At 49.9% G+C, this 16,179-nt stretch carries 17 protein-coding genes; 8 read left to right on the top strand and 9 right to left on the bottom strand.

From position 1 onward, the window contains the following. Positions 1 to 158 precede the first annotated feature (158 nt). Positions 159 to 704 carry a hydrolase gene (locus tag BV405_RS12225; RefSeq protein ID WP_086481111.1) on the bottom strand — a complete coding sequence of 182 codons (546 nt, stop codon included), beginning with the start codon at positions 702 to 704 and terminating at the stop codon, positions 159 to 161. A 99-nt stretch (positions 705 to 803) separates the two neighbouring features. Here BV405_RS12225 and BV405_RS12220 point away from each other — a divergent pair, with 99 nt between their 5' ends. Next, complete coding sequence (locus BV405_RS12220; RefSeq protein ID WP_176330135.1) at positions 804 to 1,643, top strand: Tim44 domain-containing protein; 840 nt, start codon at positions 804 to 806, stop codon at positions 1,641 to 1,643. 63 nt (positions 1,644 to 1,706) lie between these two features. Here the strand turns inward: BV405_RS12220 and yaaA are convergent, their stop codons facing one another. Then, the gene (gene yaaA, locus BV405_RS12215; protein ID WP_086481109.1) at positions 1,707 to 2,483 is read right to left on the bottom strand and encodes a peroxide stress protein YaaA; all 777 of its coding nucleotides are present in this window, start codon (positions 2,481 to 2,483) and stop codon (positions 1,707 to 1,709) included. Between the two features lie 302 nt (positions 2,484 to 2,785). Here yaaA and amt point away from each other — a divergent pair, with 302 nt between their 5' ends. Both amt and BV405_RS12205 read left to right on the top strand, forming a co-directional pair. Beyond that, positions 2,786 to 4,990 carry an ammonium transporter gene (gene amt, locus BV405_RS12210; RefSeq protein ID WP_086481108.1) on the top strand — a complete coding sequence of 735 codons (2,205 nt, stop codon included), beginning with the start codon at positions 2,786 to 2,788 and terminating at the stop codon, positions 4,988 to 4,990. Positions 4,991 to 5,131: 141 nt separating this feature from the next. Then, positions 5,132 to 6,040: a DMT family transporter gene (locus BV405_RS12205; RefSeq protein WP_086481107.1), complete on the top strand. Its 909-nt coding sequence runs from the start codon at positions 5,132 to 5,134 to the stop codon at positions 6,038 to 6,040. 96 nt (positions 6,041 to 6,136) lie between these two features. Here BV405_RS12205 and BV405_RS12200 read toward each other — a convergent pair whose 3' ends face one another. Beyond that, positions 6,137 to 6,580 (bottom strand): DMT family transporter, encoded by a 444-nt coding sequence (locus tag BV405_RS12200; RefSeq protein ID WP_086481106.1) that lies wholly within the window; start codon positions 6,578 to 6,580, stop codon positions 6,137 to 6,139. A gap of 364 nt (positions 6,581 to 6,944) precedes the next feature. Here BV405_RS12200 and BV405_RS12195 point away from each other — a divergent pair, with 364 nt between their 5' ends. Both BV405_RS12195 and BV405_RS12190 read left to right on the top strand, forming a co-directional pair. Then, positions 6,945 to 7,451 (top strand): tetratricopeptide repeat protein, encoded by a 507-nt coding sequence (locus tag BV405_RS12195; RefSeq protein WP_086481105.1) that lies wholly within the window; start codon positions 6,945 to 6,947, stop codon positions 7,449 to 7,451. 147 nt (positions 7,452 to 7,598) lie between these two features. After that, a complete protein-coding gene (locus BV405_RS12190) occupies positions 7,599 to 8,078 on the top strand; it encodes a 3'-5' exonuclease (RefSeq protein ID WP_086481104.1) in 480 nt (159 codons plus the stop codon). 56 nt (positions 8,079 to 8,134) lie between these two features. Here the strand turns inward: BV405_RS12190 and BV405_RS12185 are convergent, their stop codons facing one another. Beyond that, positions 8,135 to 9,121, bottom strand: a complete 987-nt coding sequence (locus BV405_RS12185; RefSeq protein WP_086481103.1) for an NAD(P)H-quinone oxidoreductase — start codon at positions 9,119 to 9,121, stop codon at positions 8,135 to 8,137. 496 nt (positions 9,122 to 9,617) lie between these two features. Between BV405_RS12185 and BV405_RS12180 the strand changes: the two genes are divergently transcribed. Then, positions 9,618 to 9,968, top strand: a complete 351-nt coding sequence (locus BV405_RS12180) for a hypothetical protein (protein ID WP_086481102.1) — start codon at positions 9,618 to 9,620, stop codon at positions 9,966 to 9,968. A gap of 82 nt (positions 9,969 to 10,050) precedes the next feature. On the opposite strand, the gene BV405_RS12175 is transcribed toward BV405_RS12180, so the two are convergent. Beyond that, entirely contained in the window at positions 10,051 to 10,572 is a 522-nt protein-coding gene (locus BV405_RS12175) for a DUF501 domain-containing protein (RefSeq protein WP_086481101.1), read from the bottom strand. Between the two features lie 144 nt (positions 10,573 to 10,716). On the opposite strand from BV405_RS12175, the gene BV405_RS12170 reads away from it, so the two are divergent. Next, entirely contained in the window at positions 10,717 to 11,181 is a 465-nt protein-coding gene (locus tag BV405_RS12170; RefSeq protein WP_086481100.1) for a hypothetical protein, read from the top strand. 111 nt (positions 11,182 to 11,292) lie between these two features. Here the strand turns inward: BV405_RS12170 and ybaK are convergent, their stop codons facing one another. From ybaK to BV405_RS12150, 4 genes are read right to left on the bottom strand one after another with little or no spacing between them, the layout of a single operon-like run. After that, on the bottom strand, positions 11,293 to 11,766 hold the full coding sequence (gene ybaK, locus BV405_RS12165; RefSeq protein ID WP_086481099.1) for a Cys-tRNA(Pro) deacylase: 474 nt from the start codon (positions 11,764 to 11,766) through the stop codon (positions 11,293 to 11,295). 36 nt (positions 11,767 to 11,802) lie between these two features. Continuing rightward, entirely contained in the window at positions 11,803 to 12,195 is a 393-nt protein-coding gene (locus BV405_RS12160) for an acyl-CoA thioesterase (RefSeq protein WP_086481098.1), read from the bottom strand. A 47-nt stretch (positions 12,196 to 12,242) separates the two neighbouring features. Continuing rightward, positions 12,243 to 13,106, bottom strand: coding sequence for a hypothetical protein (locus BV405_RS12155; protein WP_086481097.1), 864 nt, complete (start codon positions 13,104 to 13,106; stop codon positions 12,243 to 12,245). Next, on the bottom strand, positions 13,106 to 14,092 hold the full coding sequence (locus BV405_RS12150; RefSeq protein ID WP_086481096.1) for a zinc-dependent alcohol dehydrogenase family protein: 987 nt from the start codon (positions 14,090 to 14,092) through the stop codon (positions 13,106 to 13,108). Before BV405_RS12150 ends, BV405_RS12155 begins: the two co-directional genes overlap by 1 nt. Positions 14,093 to 14,445: 353 nt before the next feature. On the opposite strand from BV405_RS12150, the gene BV405_RS12145 reads away from it, so the two are divergent. Further along, positions 14,446 to 16,083: a methyl-accepting chemotaxis protein gene (locus tag BV405_RS12145; protein WP_086481095.1), complete on the top strand. Its 1,638-nt coding sequence runs from the start codon at positions 14,446 to 14,448 to the stop codon at positions 16,081 to 16,083. Positions 16,084 to 16,179 lie beyond the last annotated feature (96 nt).

The following is a 16,179-nucleotide window of genomic DNA, read 5'->3' as shown; positions in this document are numbered from 1 at the left end:
ATGTGAGAGTAGGACATCGTCAAGCGCCTAATACGAAAACCCCGTCTCAATGAGACGGGGTTTTTTTTATGCCTGAAAGAAAGGCTTAGGCGTAAAAGCAAAAAGTGGATAGCAGAGCAGATTGGTTTGTTTTACAAAGGGATATGAAGAGAAAGCGTTTAACGTAAATAACCTTTGCTGATCTCGCGGAATTTCTCGGTATTACACTTATGCAACCACTCAAAGGCAACCATCTCTTTACTGACTAACTGAATACCGTTTTGCTGCATGCGAAGCAGAGCGGTGTTGTAGTCAGATTCTTTGCGGGATGCGATAGCGTCCGTCACTACATATACGTCATAGCCCTGTTCAGAAAAGCCAATCGCTGTTTGCAGCAGGCAAACATGGCTTTCAGCGCCGATCAGAATAAGTTGTTCTTTATCCAGCTGATTAACGGCTTTCAGGATATGGGCTTCTTCCGCAGCGGAGAAGTGCTCTTTCTCCAGAAAAACAGCTGATGAGAGGAAGGGTTTTAGTGTTGTGCTGGTATGTCCTAGGCCTTGTGGATACTGCTCCGTTACGACAGTTGGGATGGATAGTTTGTCGGCTACTTCAATCAGCCATTGGCTGTTGGCCATCAATTGTTCAGCGTTATGAAGAGCAGGAAGCAACTTTTCCTGAATATCGATGACTAAGAGTGCTGAGTTAGTAGGGTTGATGAGCATGACAACTCCTTAATCGTTGTTGTTATGGTTGGAATGCGCGTCCTGCGCCCCCATTTACTCAAGCATAACGAGATAATAAGTAAACTAACAGGTAACTTTATGCAGCGTATAGCAGTATGGTTTTTTGCCTTCTTCGTGGTTCTTGGCACAGGTCTGGATCAGGCAGAAGCAAAGCGTCTGGGTGGTGGCAAGTCGATGGGGACTTACTCTAAGAGTACGACAACATCATCAACCAGCAGTAATTACACTCAACCGTCTAAAACGAATACCGCAACTTCTACTGGTGCGCGTAGTAGCAAGATGGGCTTCCTTGGCCCTCTGGCAGGTTTGGCAGCGGGTGGTCTTCTGGCGGCTATGTTCTTCGGCGATGGTTTCGAAGGCTTCCAGATGTTCGACTTCATTCTGATCGCATTGGTTGTCTTTATCATCTTTAAGCTGATGGCCAGAAAGCGACAAACTGCAGCGGCTTCAGCGCCTAATATGGGCTATCAGAAAGAAGCTTTTGCTCAGAATCAGGAGCGTAGCTTTGATACCAATCTGATGGGCGGTGGTGTTGTCGCGCAACAGTCGGTGCCTGATTGGTTTGATGCTGCAGGCTTTGTTGAGCGTGCAAAAGGTCACTTTGTTCACCTGCAAAAAGCCTGGGACAACAATGATCTGGCTGAGATTCAGGACTTCGTAACTCCTGAGCTGTACAACCTGCTGTCTCAGGAACGTAAGGCTCAGACTGAAGAACCAAATACTGAAGTGGTTAACCTTGAAGCCCGTCTGGGCGGTATTAGCCAGCAGGGTTCTCTGGCGGAAGCGAGTGTTGTTTTCTCCGGTCAGATCCGTGAGAACAGTTCTCTGCCGACGGACTTTACTGAGACCTGGCACCTGGTTCGCGATATGCGTCAGGAAAATGCTAACTGGTATCTGCAAGGTATCCAGCAACACTAAGAGGCTTTCCTCAAGGTAAAAAAGGCCGCGTTATGCGGCCTTTTTCGTTTTCGTCTCCTGAGCTTATTCGTCATGATCTCTCAGGAATACCCACTCGTTACCCTTACTCTGTTCTTCGTTGAAGTAATAGCCTTCGGTATCAAAGTTCTTCAGCTGTTCAGGATCACTCAGTTGATTCTGAATAATATAAGCCGCCATCAGGCCTCGTGCCTTTTTAGCGTAGAAACTGATCATCTTATATTGACCGTTTTTCCAGTCTTTAAAGACAGGGGTAATGATCTCTGCCTGCAGGTTCTTGGTTTTAACCGCTTTGAAGTATTCATTAGAAGCCAGGTTGATAAGTACCGGCTCCTTCTCTTCTGCAAACTCATTGTTCAGAGCATCGGTCAGTTGCATATCCCAGAATTCGTACAGATTCTTGCCACGGCTATTAGTGAATTTGGTTCCCATCTCCAGTCGATACGGCTGAATAAGATCCAGAGGTTTCAGCAGGCCATAAAGGCCGGACAGGATTCTCAGATGGTTCTGTGCAAAGCTGAAGTCCTCTTCTGAGAAACTCTCAGCATCAAGCCCGGTATAGACATCACCTTTAAAAGCCAGGATCGCCTGCTTGGCATTGTCCGGTGTGAAAGGTGTTTCCCAGCTGCCAAAGCGGGCAACATTGAGAGCCGCCAGTTTGTCACTCAGTTTCATCAGCGTTGCGACATCAGCCTGAGACAGTTCCTTCAGTTCATCGACTAACAGTTGGCTGTTTTCCAGAAATGATGGATCGCTATAGGTTTGAGTAACTGGAGCAGATTCAAAGTCGAGTGTTTTCGCTGGAGAAATAACAAGTTTCATGGGCGCTACCTGAGGCTGAAATCCTAAACAAATGCAGAGCTTACCCTATCCGATGGTGCAGAAAAAAACCAGACTAAAACCCTTGGGATTACTGGTCTGTGATGGTGCATTGATTCGTGGTGCGCCCAAAAATAGTGCGCAATGAAGAGGGGTTTTAACTGTCTGTTTATGTTTGGTTGGGTTCAATGTTTAGTTTGATTGCTGCGATGCAGTGATTTTTTCTGTTTCAGTATTGGGCACACCTCTTGCTCTGGCATGGGTATATAAAAGAAAAGTGAAATATCACATGTGGGGTGTGTTTTATGGATGCAGCAAGTGTGCAAGGCAATCTGGATCTGGTCTGGATCATGGTGTGCGCTGCATTGGTTATGTTTATGCAGGCAGGATTTACTGCGCTGGAGTCAGGGCTGACGCAAGCTAAAAACAGCATCAATGTTGCCATTAAAAATATAACGGATTTTATAATCTCCGTACTGACGTTCTGGGCAGTGGGCTATGCCATCATGTTTGGTGTCAGCTCAGGGGGATTTTGGGGAACAAGTGGCTTTGGTCTGTCAGGTATGACAGAAGCCAGTGATTTTGCATCCTTTGCCTTTCAGGCAACTTTTGCAGGTACCGCAGCGACAATTGTTTCTGGTGCGGTAGCAGAGCGAACCAAATTTCTGGCATACGTTCTTGTCGCAGTTTTCACAACTTGTGTTATCTATCCGGTATCCGGTCATTGGATCTGGAACAGTGATGGCTGGTTGGCACAGCAGGGCATGATTGATTTTGCAGGTTCAACCGTTGTTCACTCACTCGGAGCCTGGGTTGGATTGGCCGGTGCCATTGTTGTCGGGCCTCGCTTAGGGGTTTTTGGTAAGGATAAGAAGATCACCAAAATTCAGGGACACAGTCTCGTACTGGCTGTAGTTGGTGTGCTGATTCTCTGGTTCGGTTGGTTTGGTTTTAACGGCGGCAGTACGCTGACTGGTGATGCCAGTATCGCCAAGATTATCGCCAATACCATGCTGTCGGCAGGTGCCGCGGGTCTGAGTTGTTTCTTTATTTCCATGGCGATGCACGAGCGCCGGGAAGTTAATGTCGAAAAACTCCTCAATGGTGTCGTGGGTGGCCTGGTTGCGATTACGGCAGGCTGTGCTGTTGTTGAGCCAGCAGGTGCTGTGGTTATCGGTTTTGTTGCCGGAGCTGTACTTTATTTCGCTGAGTGGGTAATCCTGCACATCCTGCGGGTTGATGATCCGGTAAACGTGGTGGCAGCGCACGGTGTTTGCGGCGCGTTGGGTACCATTCTGTTGGTCTTTTTTGCTGACGAAGCGGCGCTGGTGAACGGTAGCGTGATGGATCAGCTGATGGTTCAGCTGACAGGCGTATTCGCGGTTTTTGTCTGGGGCTTTGGGTTGGGTTATCTGGCCTTTGCCTTGTTAAAAGCGTTTGGTGCGTTACGCGTACCACCAGAGGATGAAGAGCGCGGCCTGAATGTCAGTGAGCACGGCGCCAGTTCTGCGCTGCTGGATATGCAGGAAGCGATGCAGTTCATTATCAAAGATGGTGATCTGACCCGCCGAGTAGCTGTTGAACGTGGCAGTGAGTTTGAGAGACTCGGTGTCATCTTTAACCTATTTCTGGATAGCTATGAGCGGGCTATTGGCGATATTAAAGTCGCCTCCAGTCAACTAAATGATTATGCACAGGAGATGGCTAAAGCCAGTGATGAGCTTGAGGCCGGGGTTTCGCACCAGCAGGAACAGAGCCTGCAGATCACGACGGCAATTACCCAGCTATCTGCGGCGGTGAAACAGTTGGCAGCCAGTGTTAAAGAGACCTCTCTGCAAACGGAGGAAGCCACCGTTCAGTCCAGTAATGGTCATGATCTGGTGAAAGCCAGTGTCCGGGATATTCATGCCCTTGCGGAACGAATTGCCTCAGTCTATGACGTCACCGAGCAGGTTCAGTCTCAGGCCGGTGCCATTACTCAGATTCTGGAAACCATTGAAGGGGTTGCTGAGCAAACGAATCTGCTGGCTTTGAATGCCGCGATTGAGGCTGCACGGGCAGGTGAAGCAGGGCGCGGATTTGCAGTCGTCGCCGATGAAGTACGTGCCCTGTCTCAGCAGACCCAAGGGTATACCCGAAACATTCAGGAGACCATTACAGAGCTGCAAAACCGTGTTCAGAATGCTGTCACTCTGGTTCGTGGTGGTCACGAGCTGGCAGATACCAGTGTTGGTACGGTGACCCGCTCCGGTGATGCCTTTGAAGCGATCAATACCATGGTGCATGCGATTAACAGCAGTAGTGTTGAGATCGCTACGGTTGCAGAGCAGCAATCTCAGATCGCCCTTGAGGTGGATGCCAATATCCGTCGCATCGATGATGTGGTGCGTCAGACCGCCAGTGAGGCGCATACCCTGAACGGGTTAGGCCACAATATTGAGCAGCTGGCCTCACGACTACAGTCTTCTGTGTCAGCCTATTCGGTGAGGGATTCTTCCGTCGTCCACTAATTTTGAAACGGGTCAGGGTTACACGGTTCTGCATCTGAGGAGGGAGGGGCTGATGATGCAGAGCCGTGATTAATTCACTCCATAGGCGCAGCCCTTATGATCAGTTACCATCGGGAGCTGATTTAATATAAGGGATCGACAATGTTTCAGCGCGTATTAAATATCTCCCCGTACGGGTTGCTGGTTCTGACGACACTCTTCTGGGCCGGTAACTTTGTTCTTGGCCGTGCCGTACATCTTGATGTGCCGCCACTCGGGTTGAGTTTCTGGCGCTGGCTGACGGCGCTTGTCATTATCCTGCCTTTTGCGATTCCACACTGGAAAGCGTCCCGACAGGTGATTCGGGAGCACTGGTTTATTCTGTTGGTACTGTCGGTTTTCAGTGTTGCCTGCTTTAACACCATGATCTATCTGGGGCTGCAAACTGCTCCAGCTAGTAACAGTATTCTCTTGCAGTCGGCCTGTCCGGTTCTGATCCTGATTATCAGCTGGCTGTTCTTTAAAGAGAAAGTCACCCTGCTTCAGGGCGCGGGAATGCTGGTTTCTCTGTTTGGGGTTGTGGTGGTGGTGACCGAAGGCAGTCCTTCAGCAATTATGGGCATGGACTTTCTGAACGTCGGAACTGCCTGGATCTTGCTGGCAGTGCTCTGTTGGGCGATCTATTCCAGCTTGCTGCGCTTACGGCCTGAAGGTTTAAGTCCCTTTGGCTTCTTTGCCCTGACCGTTCTGGTGGGGGTTATCGTGCTGTTTCCTTTCTACCTGTATGAAACTTTCTCCGGCAGAGGGATGCCCTTTAATCTGATCTCAGTAGGCAGTGTGTTATACGTGGGGATCTTCCCGTCGATTTTGTCTTATCTGTTCTGGAATAAAGCGATTGCTGAATTGGGCGCAGCCCGTGCTGGCCAGTTTATTCATCTGGTACCGGCTTTCGGCATCACCATGGCGATCCTGTTTCTGGGTGAGCCTCTGCAAGGCTTCCATTTCAGTGGTTTTCTTCTGATTCTTGGTGGGATCTGGCTGGCTACTGTGATTGCCCGCAAGCGAATCTGATGGTTCAGATCTTCTGTGAAAATAAAAAAGGGCGCTTGTAGCGCCCTTTTTCTGGTTCTGATTTTTAGCTTTCAGAGTATTGGTGATCTGAGCTGCTTAGTTGAAGCGAATCAGCAGGACGCCACCAAACAGCATCAGAACGCCGATCACCCGCCAGAGATTGATACTGTGTTCCGGAAAGGTTGCCCAGCCGAAATGGTCCAGTATCAGGGACATCGCCAGTTGTCCGGCAACAAACAGCGCAATCATGGTTGCTGCGCCAAGACGGGGAGCCAGAAAGGCAGATGTTGCGACAAATAATGCGCCCATAAGACCACCGGTCCAGGCCCACCAAGGCGCTGTTTTCAGACTGGAGACTTCCGGCCATTGGTGACGGGCGACCAGTACCACAGCGAAGAGAGCAACGGAGCCAACAACGAAAGAGATCAGTGAGGCCCAGATAGCTCCTGAGCTTTGCAGTGCCAGCGTGCTGTTTACGCCGGATTGAAGAGGCATAAAGGCTCCGGCGACAAAGGCTAACGCGATCCAGAATGTAAGCATAAAGCCTCCTTGTGATGATAATGATGTAGCTGAGTTTCAGGATGAGGCGATCAGCAAGCCTCTATCTTCCGCCAGAATTGAAGCAGGGCAATGCTAACAATAAATAGTGAGGGATGCTTGCCAGATTTATTTTCTTACCTGAAAACAGCCTGAAGCCCTTGCCAGAAAAGGCATTGCCCCTGATTTGTGATGACAGAAAAACGATTGGGCTGTAACGGTTTTTTGCCATAACGTGTCGGTTTTACTCGTTTTGTATCAATAAACCCCTTTTGTAGCCTTGTTACTTAAATGCACAGTGTTAGAATTGCCGGCTCGAAAATCGACTGCTCAGTTAAAAATAAACCAAAGTAATCTGTGGTTGCTTATGTCTGAACAAATTGGCGTTATGACCCGGCTGAAGTTTTTGCTGGCTGAGAAAATGTTTCACTCTTCGGTGTTGCGTCACTCAAAGCTGCGACATCAATGGGTAATGCGACTGTTTAAAGAGTCTGCTAACGAAGGGCATCTGAAAGCTCTTTCTATCTATGGCCACCTGCTTTATTTCCGTGGGATTTCTCCGCTGGATAAAGGGCAGGGCGTAAACTACCTGCTGGACGCCGCGCGTCAGGGGGATGTTAAGGCTCAGTACCAGATGGGCTGTATCTATGAAAAAGGATACGGACACCTGACCAGGAACTCTGAAAATGCCGTGCGCTGGTTTGTGCGTGCTGCTGAGCAAGGTCATCCTTTGGCCTGCCGCCGAATGGCAAAAGCCTGTAATGAAGGTGAACTGGGTCTGGCTGTAAACCCGGATCAGTGCCAATACTGGGAACAGAAAACCCGCCGTAGCCTGGAACAGGCAAATGGCATGAACCTCTCTTTGAACCTATAATCTGCCTATTGGCACACGGCTTGCTCTGTATCTGACAGATACATGCTGTGTGCAAGGGTGCACACCGGATGTGTACCGGTTGTCCATGTGGTTGGGTCCGCAAACTGGGACGAGTGAATTTTGACAACAAACGATAAGCAGACTCAGATGCCTTTTATTATTGATGTTGAAGCGTCAGGTTTTGGTCGGGGTAGTTACCCGATCGAAGTAGGCTTCGCTCGCCCTGACGGCAGCGTATTCTCTTGCCTTATCCGCCCTGAGCCCGAGTGGGAGCACTGGGATGACAGCGCGGAGATGGTTCATGGTATTCCCCGGGCAAAACTACTGGAAGATGGTGCTTCGGTTCGTGATGTGGCCGAAAAGCTGAACGAAGAGCTCAGGGGTGAAGTGGTTTATACCGACAGCTGGGGTTTTGACAGTACCTGGTTGTCGTTACTGTTTTACCATGCGGGTTTGTCACAGTTGTTTCGGTTAGAAACACTGAGCAAGCTGCTGACGGAAAAACAAACCTCTATTTGGGGGCAGGTTAAGCAGCAGGTTGCACTGGAATTGAACATAGATCGTCACCGGGCAGGTCCCGATGCCCGTATGCTGCAACGGACTTTCGAACTGACTGCAACAGCCTGAAGTCTCAGGCTGTTGTTTTATCTGCACAGACCTTTTCTTTCTCCTTGCTTTCCAAATCAATCCTCCCTGACCTGAAGAACGAGTTTGCCCAGTGTTTTGTTGCTGGCGAGGTAATCAAAAGCATCCATCGCCTGTTCAATGGGGAATACCTTGTCGATTACCGGAGTAAGGGTTTTAGACTCAAATAGCGGCCAGACATTGATCAGCAGAGCCTGCAGTATTTTCTGTTTGTAAGCAGGTGTCCTCGGACGCAGCATATTGCCCTGTATTTTCAGTCGCTTCATCAAAACATGGCGCAGATCGATCTCGGCTCTCATACCGCCCATCGCACCTATCATGCAAAGCCTTCCGTCTTCCTTAAGCAGACTGAGGTTATCCGCCAGATAGTCAGCCCCCACCGGATCTAAAATAACGTCGACACCGAGCTGATGCGTCCAGTCGAGCAGTGCCTCCTTAAAGCTGCCGTCATGGCGTAAAAAGCAATGACTGGCTCCCAGATCAAGGCAGGTGCTGATTTTGGTTTCATCGCCAAGGGTTGTATAAACCGATGCGCCAAAGGCGTGGCAAAGCTGAATTGCTGCAGTACCGACACCGCTGCCTCCGGCGTGAATGAGTACGCTCTCTCCGGCTTTAAGGGCTGCATCCATAAATACGTTTTGCCAGACAGTGGCATAGACTTCCGGAATTGCTGCTGCCTGAGAAAAGCTTAAACCTTTGGGCAGAGGCAGTACCTGAACGACAGGTACGCAAACATACCCTGCATAGCCGCCACCAGCTAACAGCGCACAAACCGCATCGCCCACCTGATAGCCGGTTGCCCGACTGCCCACAGCATCGATCACTCCGGCGCATTCCAGCCCCAAAGTGCCGTTGGCTCCTTCCGGAGGCGGATAGAGGCCGTCTCTTTGGGTCAGATCTGCCCGGTTGATTCCGGCTGCATGGACTCTGATCCTGACCTCATCGGCTCTGGGTTCGGGGATAGGTTGCTGATCATCGCTCCAGATGAGCGCGTGGCTCTTCTGACTAATCTGAATGCAATGCATAACTGACTACTCCGCTGGGTTATGAGATCAGTTTATGCACAGATTGGACTTTTCGCGGGGGAAGAAAGGTAAATTTTAGTTACCGATTAAAAGGTGCGGATGCGAGGTAGTAGTGGTGTTGGGTTGTGAATGCGAGGGGGCCGCACATATTGCAGAATCAAAAAAGGCCTGAGAATCAGGCCTTTTGAGTACTCGCTTATTCAGCATCCTTCAGGATGTTGCTACGAATAAAGCGGATACCGAAATAAGAAATTGCCAGGCAGCCACCTACAACAGCCAGACCAGCGATTACTGCAGCGTCGAAATACATAGTACGGACCTCGTTATCGTTTTAATTTCAGGCGGGGAATTTAATATTTTTGTTAGCGGAAAGCATCCTATAACCGGCAAATTCTTAGAATTTTTTAGAATAAGCTGCATTGCATGATTTCTGTTTTGAGTTTTTATCCTCCTTAAGGATAATAGCCCTGAGTGATTTGGTGACTGAGTAGGCGTAATGCAGAAGAAACAACCGAAGAAACCTGTCAGTGTGCATTGGAAAGTACGTCTGACACGGGCGGGTAATAAACAATATCTGGCACGGACGCTGAATCTTTCCGCAAAACACCTGCATATTGAGAGTGAGTACAATCTCAAAGCAGGCGAGAAAGTGAAGATTGAGATTTCAGCGCTTCATGATGGTGTTAAAAAGGTACTGGTGATTATCGGTTTGGTACGCAGCTCTATTCTGCTCTCCACCGGGGTTTCTTATGGCCTGGATGTGAAGTTTGAGAAGATCAGTGAGTCCGATCAGGCGTTTATCGATGGTTATATTAAAGCGCGTGAAAGTCTGATTGGTGCCCGATAAGCATTTTTGAAAGTGTGCTTTTCGGATATAAAAAGGCAGCCTGAGCTGCCTTTTCACTTTTTAACGTCGTTCAGTGATCCTTTTAAGGAATCAGATCGGCGATGCCAAAGGTTTCATCCATCCATTGACCAACGACGTTGTGACCACAAAGGTGGTGAGCATATTGGGTGTGCAGGCAGCGTACTGTATCCCAGTTGGCGATGCCGCCGATACCCTTCTCTTTCAACAGCTTCAGGAACCCCGCCTGTTCCGCAAAAGTACGTTCTTCTTCCGTCATAAAATGCCAGCGCTGGTCGACATAGTCCTGATGGCTGGCGTGGTACTGAGCCAGAAACTCAGGGTCTTCAATCAGGCGCTCTTCCAGTGCCTTAATTTCACCTCGGGCTTCAATGTGGCTGATCTCTTTTTTCAGCAGCTCAGAGGTCATCCAATAGAGTGTTGGGAAGGGTTTTTTATCCACAATGGAGTGCATACGCACCACCAGCGGTGTGCCCAGACTGTCTGTGGCACTGATCGCCTGAATGCCTCGGGGCGCACGACCGATCTGCAGTTCAATCTTCTCAATTAACTCTGGGGTTGGGGCTATATCTGTTTTTTGGTACATCTATCTGTTTATCCGCTGCGTTTAGAGGTCGCTTTCCAGTATAATGGTTGGCAATTTTGAACTTAAAAGAACCAATTTGACTCAGAATCAGTTGTTTTGCTCAGAACGATTTATTTTGACCCAGAAAATATAGGAAAGCGAATAATGAAGAACTTGTTGCGAGCCTGTACGCTGGTCGCTGCGTTTATTACATCCGGTACAGCCACCGCCGCCGCAACGGATTATGCCATAGGGACAGATCTGATTCGCTGGTTTGATCCGGTTCAGGATGGCGGCATGGCCAGTCTGACGTTCCAGAAGGCGCTGGGCCGCGAAGATGCTCTGTTTGTCGATCTTGCTCAGAAAGACAGTCGCACTACGGTAGGCATCGACTATAAAGTTTACAATCAGCGTTATTACTACGGTTCTTTCTTCCAGATAGGTGGCTTGTTGGATATCCAGAACAGTACCCGTCTGTATGTGGAGGGGGCGATGGGCTACGAATTTTCCCCATCTCAGAACTGGGTAGTATCCGGTGATGTGCAGATGGTGTTTGGACCCCGTCATCCGGTTACCGAAAAAGAAGAGCCTTGGTTTGTGCCTCGCCTGCGTGTGATGTACGCCTTCTGATTCTTCTGCAGCTATAAAAAATCCCCGCTGGGTGCTTGTCGTGAGCCTCCCGCGGGGATTTTTTGTTTCCGTCGTTTGTCCTGATTTTCAGGTTCAGGTTCAGGCCCCGACTTAATCGGCCTTACCGATTTCAGCCCATTTACCATTGGTTAGTGTCAGCAGATCATCCGGCTTAAGTGCAAGTTCCAGCCCCCGTTTACCTGCGCTGACATGGATGGTTTCCAGAGTCTGAGCGCTGGCGTCGATAAAGGTTGGCAGCCGTTTTTTCTGCCCCAGAGGGCTGATGCCGCCAACCACATAGCCGGAGGTTTTCTCTGCCAGCGCAGGATCTGCCATCTCCATCTTTTTGCAGCCAAAGGCTTTTGCCAAAGCTTTCAGATCCAGAATCCCGGAAACCGGCACGACGGCGATGACCAGTTTGCCATCATTGCTTTTCGCCATCAGAGTTTTAAAAACCTGATCTTCCGATAAGCCAAGTGCAGCGGCCGCCTCGCCACCGTAGGATTCGGCTCCGGCATCGTGAGCATACTCTTTGATCTCATAGTGAATACCGGCTTTTTTTGCCTGACGGATTCCCGGGGTCATCGCTGAATTTTCCTGATTATTTCTGTTATTAGGGGCTCAATCTTGCTGCAGCTGTCCCAGTTCCTGACGGTGATGATCACTCAGTGGCTGGCTCTTTTTCTCTGCAAAGCTGTAATGCACCATGGTCGCAATACCTTTTGCGCCCATTTTTCCATCCTGCCAGGCTTCCTGACAGATCTGGAACGATGAATTTCCGATATGACCGACATAGGTTTTGATGGTGACATCACGACCGTAGAAAAGCTCGCCAGTATATTCCACTTCGATTTTTGCCAGAATCAGCTGCCATTTTTGCGGATCAAGGTCCGGAGTAAAAATATGGAACAGCTCATTTCGGGCCTGTTCAAACCAGATCGGCAGCTTGGTGTTGTTGATGTGTCCCAGAGCATCGGTATCGCAGAATGCAGGTTTAATTGTCTGAGTGTACATAGCAATCCTTAATTATTGTTTTTCTCAAGCGTTGTGATTTGCAGGGATCAGGCAGGTGCTCTGCTGACCAGCAGGTTTCTCAGTTTATCCATATAGGGTGGCGCGATCGCCAGATAAACCGTGGCCAGCGCCAGTGATAACAGGGTGCCCCACAGCAAGCCAAGGGATGGATAGAACCAGGCAACACCTGTGGCATAAACCATCAGAGAACCCAGGCCCGTCGGGTAGTGTTTAATTACCGTCAATGCTTTGCCCGGGCCATAGGTACGATGCATCAGTACCAGAAACGGGAACATAGAGATCGGGAAGGCCGCCAGAATACCTGCCGTGGATGAAGGCACCAGATGGGCCGCACCGGTAATCAGCACCACGATCAGAGCGGCGGTGATTGCGCGGAACAAAAGTACCGAAACCGACATAGCCACCCGCTTAGTGACCTGAGTTTCCGGAATATGGCGGTAGAACCAGAGGCAGCCAAGAATGGCCAAGGTTGGCAGACAGGCTGCAGTAATCAGGTTCAGTTCCAGCTGATCGATAGCAAGACCGGAAGCCAGAAACAGTGCCAGGCCGGATACACTGGCCAGAGCAATCGCTAACCAGCTGCCGGTTTCCTGTTGCTGTTGTTTGGCGGGGTGATTGAGTTCTTTAGCCGTTGTCAGTCGGTTCATCCCAAACAGATAGCCCGTGGTCAGCATCAGGGTACTGGCAAAGCCTGCCAGAGTATAAACCGCACCTTCTGCCGCAAACTCCGGGTTGATCTCGTAGCCGATAAAGAACAGAGCAATCGCAGTCCCCAAGGGATAACCGGAGAGTAAACCCGCAATGCGCGGGTTTACATGCTCAGCGATCAGGGAAAGCCCGATTACCGTGGCGATGGATACGCTAATTTTGATAAGCAGTAGTGTGGTCATTAGCGCAGCAACACCACTTTGCCGATGGCGGTTCCCGCTTCTACTTTCTGGTGAGCTTTGGCCACTTCCTCGAAGCTGAACATATCTTCATCCAGCAGCGGCTTAACGTAGCCGTCGGCCACCATACTGCTCATCGCATCAACAACTTCTGTCTGTGCTTCAAAGTCGACGCCATGAACCAAAGGTGTGGCGATAAAGACAACGTGCAGTGTCAGGTTCTTACCGTGTAGTGGCGACAGGTCATGGGTGGAGCGGGCAGCGATGGTTGCAACGGTTCCGCTGACACGGGCGGCCTGGAAGGAACGATCCATGTTATCGGTGCCGACGGTGTCGAATACCACATCGAAGCCTTTGCCATCGGTGCAGCGGGCAACATAATCTTCCACGGATTCATCGCGATAGAAGATCACATCATCAGCACCCAGATTACGGGCGATCTCAGCTTTTTCCGGTGTCGAGACAGTGGCGTAAACTTTGGCACCCGCCCATTTAGCCACCTGAATGGCAACGTGTCCTACGCCGCCGGTACCCGCGTGAATCAGGACCTTATCCTGTGGCTGAACCTGAGCACGTTCTACCAGAGCTTTCCAGGCGGTGATGAAAACCACCGGTAAAGCAGCAGCTTCAGCAAAGGCGATATTGTCAGGCTTTTTTGCGATCAGGCGGGCATCGACCAGCATATAGTCCGCCAGAGCACCCTGGTAGCGCTTGATACCACCAGCAAAACCAAACACTTCATCACCGACTGCAAAGCGATCTACACCTTCACCGACTTCCGTCACGATACCGGCAACATCGCCGTGCAGAATCGCAGGGAACTCAGGGTTTGCAGGCACAGCTCCGGCACGAATCTTGGTATCCAGCGGATTCACACTGGTGGCTGCGACCTTAATAATCACATGACCCGGTTCGATAACCGGAGCGGGCATCTCTGCTTGTTCGAACACGGCTGCATCACCGTACTGACGGATCACCATAGCTTGCATAAGTAGGCCTCGTGGGAGCTGTTGTTGTATTCAGGCTGTTTGTAACCGGAGCTTTTTAACTCACAGAACAGGTTTTTAGTAGAGATTGATTTTGGCGACAAAGCGGCGGGCTTTCAATGGAATGAACTAATCAGGAAGACAAAATATAAACCTAATCTTATTAGGCATATAAAAGGTATGGTTACATTTCGCAACGCAACACAACAGTTCTCTAATTGATGCAGGTCAATGCTGAAGGTTTAATGCGCTCCAAATTAAACAAACCTATTAATTGCCTGATTAGTTTGTGGCCTGAAAATAAAAAAAGCAGGGGCCGTTCGACTGACTAGATCTTCTCCTGAGAGGACAACCCCATGGAATCCATTTTTCGTCGTTTTCAGATTCACCACCGTATCTGGTTTATGTTGCTGCTGGCTTTCACCAGTATGGCGCTGTTGATCGCGGTAACCCTTAAGCAGGAACGTGAAAGTTTTAACGAGCTGAAAGTTACTGAGCTGCGTCACCTGACTCAGTCGGTGGCGACTATGTTTGATGCGCTTGATGCCAAAGTGAAAGCTGGTGAAATGAGTCTGAAAGAAGCTCAGCAGCTGGCGCTGGATCAGGTGCGTGCCACCCGCTTTGGCGACAATGACTATTTCTGGGTGATGGATATCAAGGGTATCTATCTGATGCACCCGATTAAGGATTCCCTCAATGGTGTTGATGCCGCCAGCATTAAAGATATTAACGGTAAGTACTTCCTGAAGGATGTTGCCCGTGATCTGGCAAGCCGGGGCGAAAGCTTTGCGGAGTACCACTGGACCCGCGCTGGCAGCAACAAGCCGATTCCTAAGCTCACCTACGTACTGGCGTACAAGCCATGGAACTGGTCGGTAGCAACCGGCATCTATGTTGACGATATCGAAAACGCTTTCTGGAAGCAGGCATACTCTGTGATCACTGTTTCCGCCATCATTATCGGCCTGATTGCTCTGATCGCCTGGTTTATCGCCCGCAGCATTACCCGTCCGCTGAAATCTACGGTGGCTGCAATGCAGGATATCAGTCAGGGTGAAGGTGATCTGACTGCTCGTCTTAAAGTGGAGGGTAATGATGAGATCACTCAGCTGACCCATTACTTCAACGGCTTTGTTGAGCGTATCCATCAGGTGATTATTCAGGCCAGCAAATCCTCAGAAGCGGTTTCAGCCGCAGCAGAAGAACTGTCCTCTATTACCAGCGAAAGCAGCACCACGATTGCTCAGCAGGCGAAAGAGACCGATCAGGTGGCGACTGCCATTCATGAGATGTCCACAACCGTGCATGAAGTCGCGCAAAACGCGGGTCAGGCCGCAGCGGCAGCGAACAAGGCTGATCAGGAAGCGATTCAGGGTAAACAGCAGGTTGAAACGGCGATCCGTGCGATCCATGACCTGACCGGTCAGGTGAAGAGCTCTGCTGATGTGATCCACACCCTGCGTTCTGACAGCGAAAATATCGGCTCAGTACTGGATGTGATCCGTAATGTTGCCGAACAGACCAATCTGCTGGCGCTGAATGCTGCCATTGAAGCAGCCCGTGCCGGTGAACATGGTCGTGGTTTTGCGGTTGTGGCAGATGAAGTACGTACACTGGCACAGCGGACTCAGGAGAGCACTGATGAGATTCAGGGCATGATCGAGCAGCTACAAACTGCAGCGCTCCAGGCGGTATCTGTGATGGATGAGAGCCTGAAATTTACCGAAGCCACAGAAGCAACTGCGGCAGAAGCCGGAGAGTCTCTGGATCGTATTCTGGCTGCGGTGGAATCGATTCGTGACCAGAACGACATGATCGCCAGTGCCGCTGAAGAGCAGTCTCTGGTAGCAGAAGAGATCAACCGTAACGTGGTGAATATTGTGGATCTTTCCCAGACCACATCTGAGTCCACCAGCCAGGTAAATCACGCCAGTGAAGAGCTGGCGCAGCAGGCGGATAACCTGCACAGTCTGGTACGTCAGTTCCGGATCTGATCCAAAAGAATTGTAAAAAAAGTGATCTAAAACAGTGGCATTACTGATTTCATCAGGATGCCACTTTTTTTTGAGGCATCAAAGTTACACTATTAA

The sequence above is a fragment of the Oceanospirillum sanctuarii genome (assembly GCF_002150805.1).
GTDB classification, from domain to species: Bacteria; Pseudomonadota; Gammaproteobacteria; order Pseudomonadales; family Halomonadaceae; genus Oceanospirillum; species Oceanospirillum sanctuarii.
This window is presented reverse-complemented; position numbering and strand designations above follow the sequence as displayed.

Excerpts from the sequence above, each read along its gene's own strand:
- BV405_RS12175 (WP_086481101.1), bottom strand. The coding sequence starts at position 10,572 with ATGTACCAAAAAACAGATATAGCCCCAACCCCAGAGTTAATTGAGAAG.
- BV405_RS12190 (WP_086481104.1), top strand. The coding sequence starts at position 7,599 with ATGCCTTTTATTATTGATGTTGAAGCGTCAGGTTTTGGTCGGGGTAGT.
- BV405_RS12170 (WP_086481100.1), top strand. The coding sequence starts at position 10,717 with ATGAAGAACTTGTTGCGAGCCTGTACGCTGGTCGCTGCGTTTATTACA.
- BV405_RS12205 (WP_086481107.1), top strand. The coding sequence starts at position 5,132 with ATGTTTCAGCGCGTATTAAATATCTCCCCGTACGGGTTGCTGGTTCTG.
- yaaA (WP_086481109.1), bottom strand. The coding sequence starts at position 2,483 with ATGAAACTTGTTATTTCTCCAGCGAAAACACTCGACTTTGAATCTGCT.
- BV405_RS12150 (WP_086481096.1), bottom strand. The coding sequence starts at position 14,092 with ATGCAAGCTATGGTGATCCGTCAGTACGGTGATGCAGCCGTGTTCGAA.
- BV405_RS12195 (WP_086481105.1), top strand. The coding sequence starts at position 6,945 with ATGTCTGAACAAATTGGCGTTATGACCCGGCTGAAGTTTTTGCTGGCT.
- BV405_RS12220 (WP_176330135.1), top strand. The coding sequence starts at position 804 with ATGCAGCGTATAGCAGTATGGTTTTTTGCCTTCTTCGTGGTTCTTGGC.
- BV405_RS12160 (WP_086481098.1), bottom strand. The coding sequence starts at position 12,195 with ATGTACACTCAGACAATTAAACCTGCATTCTGCGATACCGATGCTCTG.
- BV405_RS12185 (WP_086481103.1), bottom strand. The coding sequence starts at position 9,121 with ATGCATTGCATTCAGATTAGTCAGAAGAGCCACGCGCTCATCTGGAGC.
- BV405_RS12225 (WP_086481111.1), bottom strand. The coding sequence starts at position 704 with ATGCTCATCAACCCTACTAACTCAGCACTCTTAGTCATCGATATTCAG.
- BV405_RS12200 (WP_086481106.1), bottom strand. The coding sequence starts at position 6,580 with ATGCTTACATTCTGGATCGCGTTAGCCTTTGTCGCCGGAGCCTTTATG.
- BV405_RS12155 (WP_086481097.1), bottom strand. The coding sequence starts at position 13,106 with ATGACCACACTACTGCTTATCAAAATTAGCGTATCCATCGCCACGGTA.
- amt (WP_086481108.1), top strand. The coding sequence starts at position 2,786 with ATGGATGCAGCAAGTGTGCAAGGCAATCTGGATCTGGTCTGGATCATG.
- ybaK (WP_086481099.1), bottom strand. The coding sequence starts at position 11,766 with ATGACCCCGGGAATCCGTCAGGCAAAAAAAGCCGGTATTCACTATGAG.
- BV405_RS12145 (WP_086481095.1), top strand. The coding sequence starts at position 14,446 with ATGGAATCCATTTTTCGTCGTTTTCAGATTCACCACCGTATCTGGTTT.
- BV405_RS12180 (WP_086481102.1), top strand. The coding sequence starts at position 9,618 with ATGCAGAAGAAACAACCGAAGAAACCTGTCAGTGTGCATTGGAAAGTA.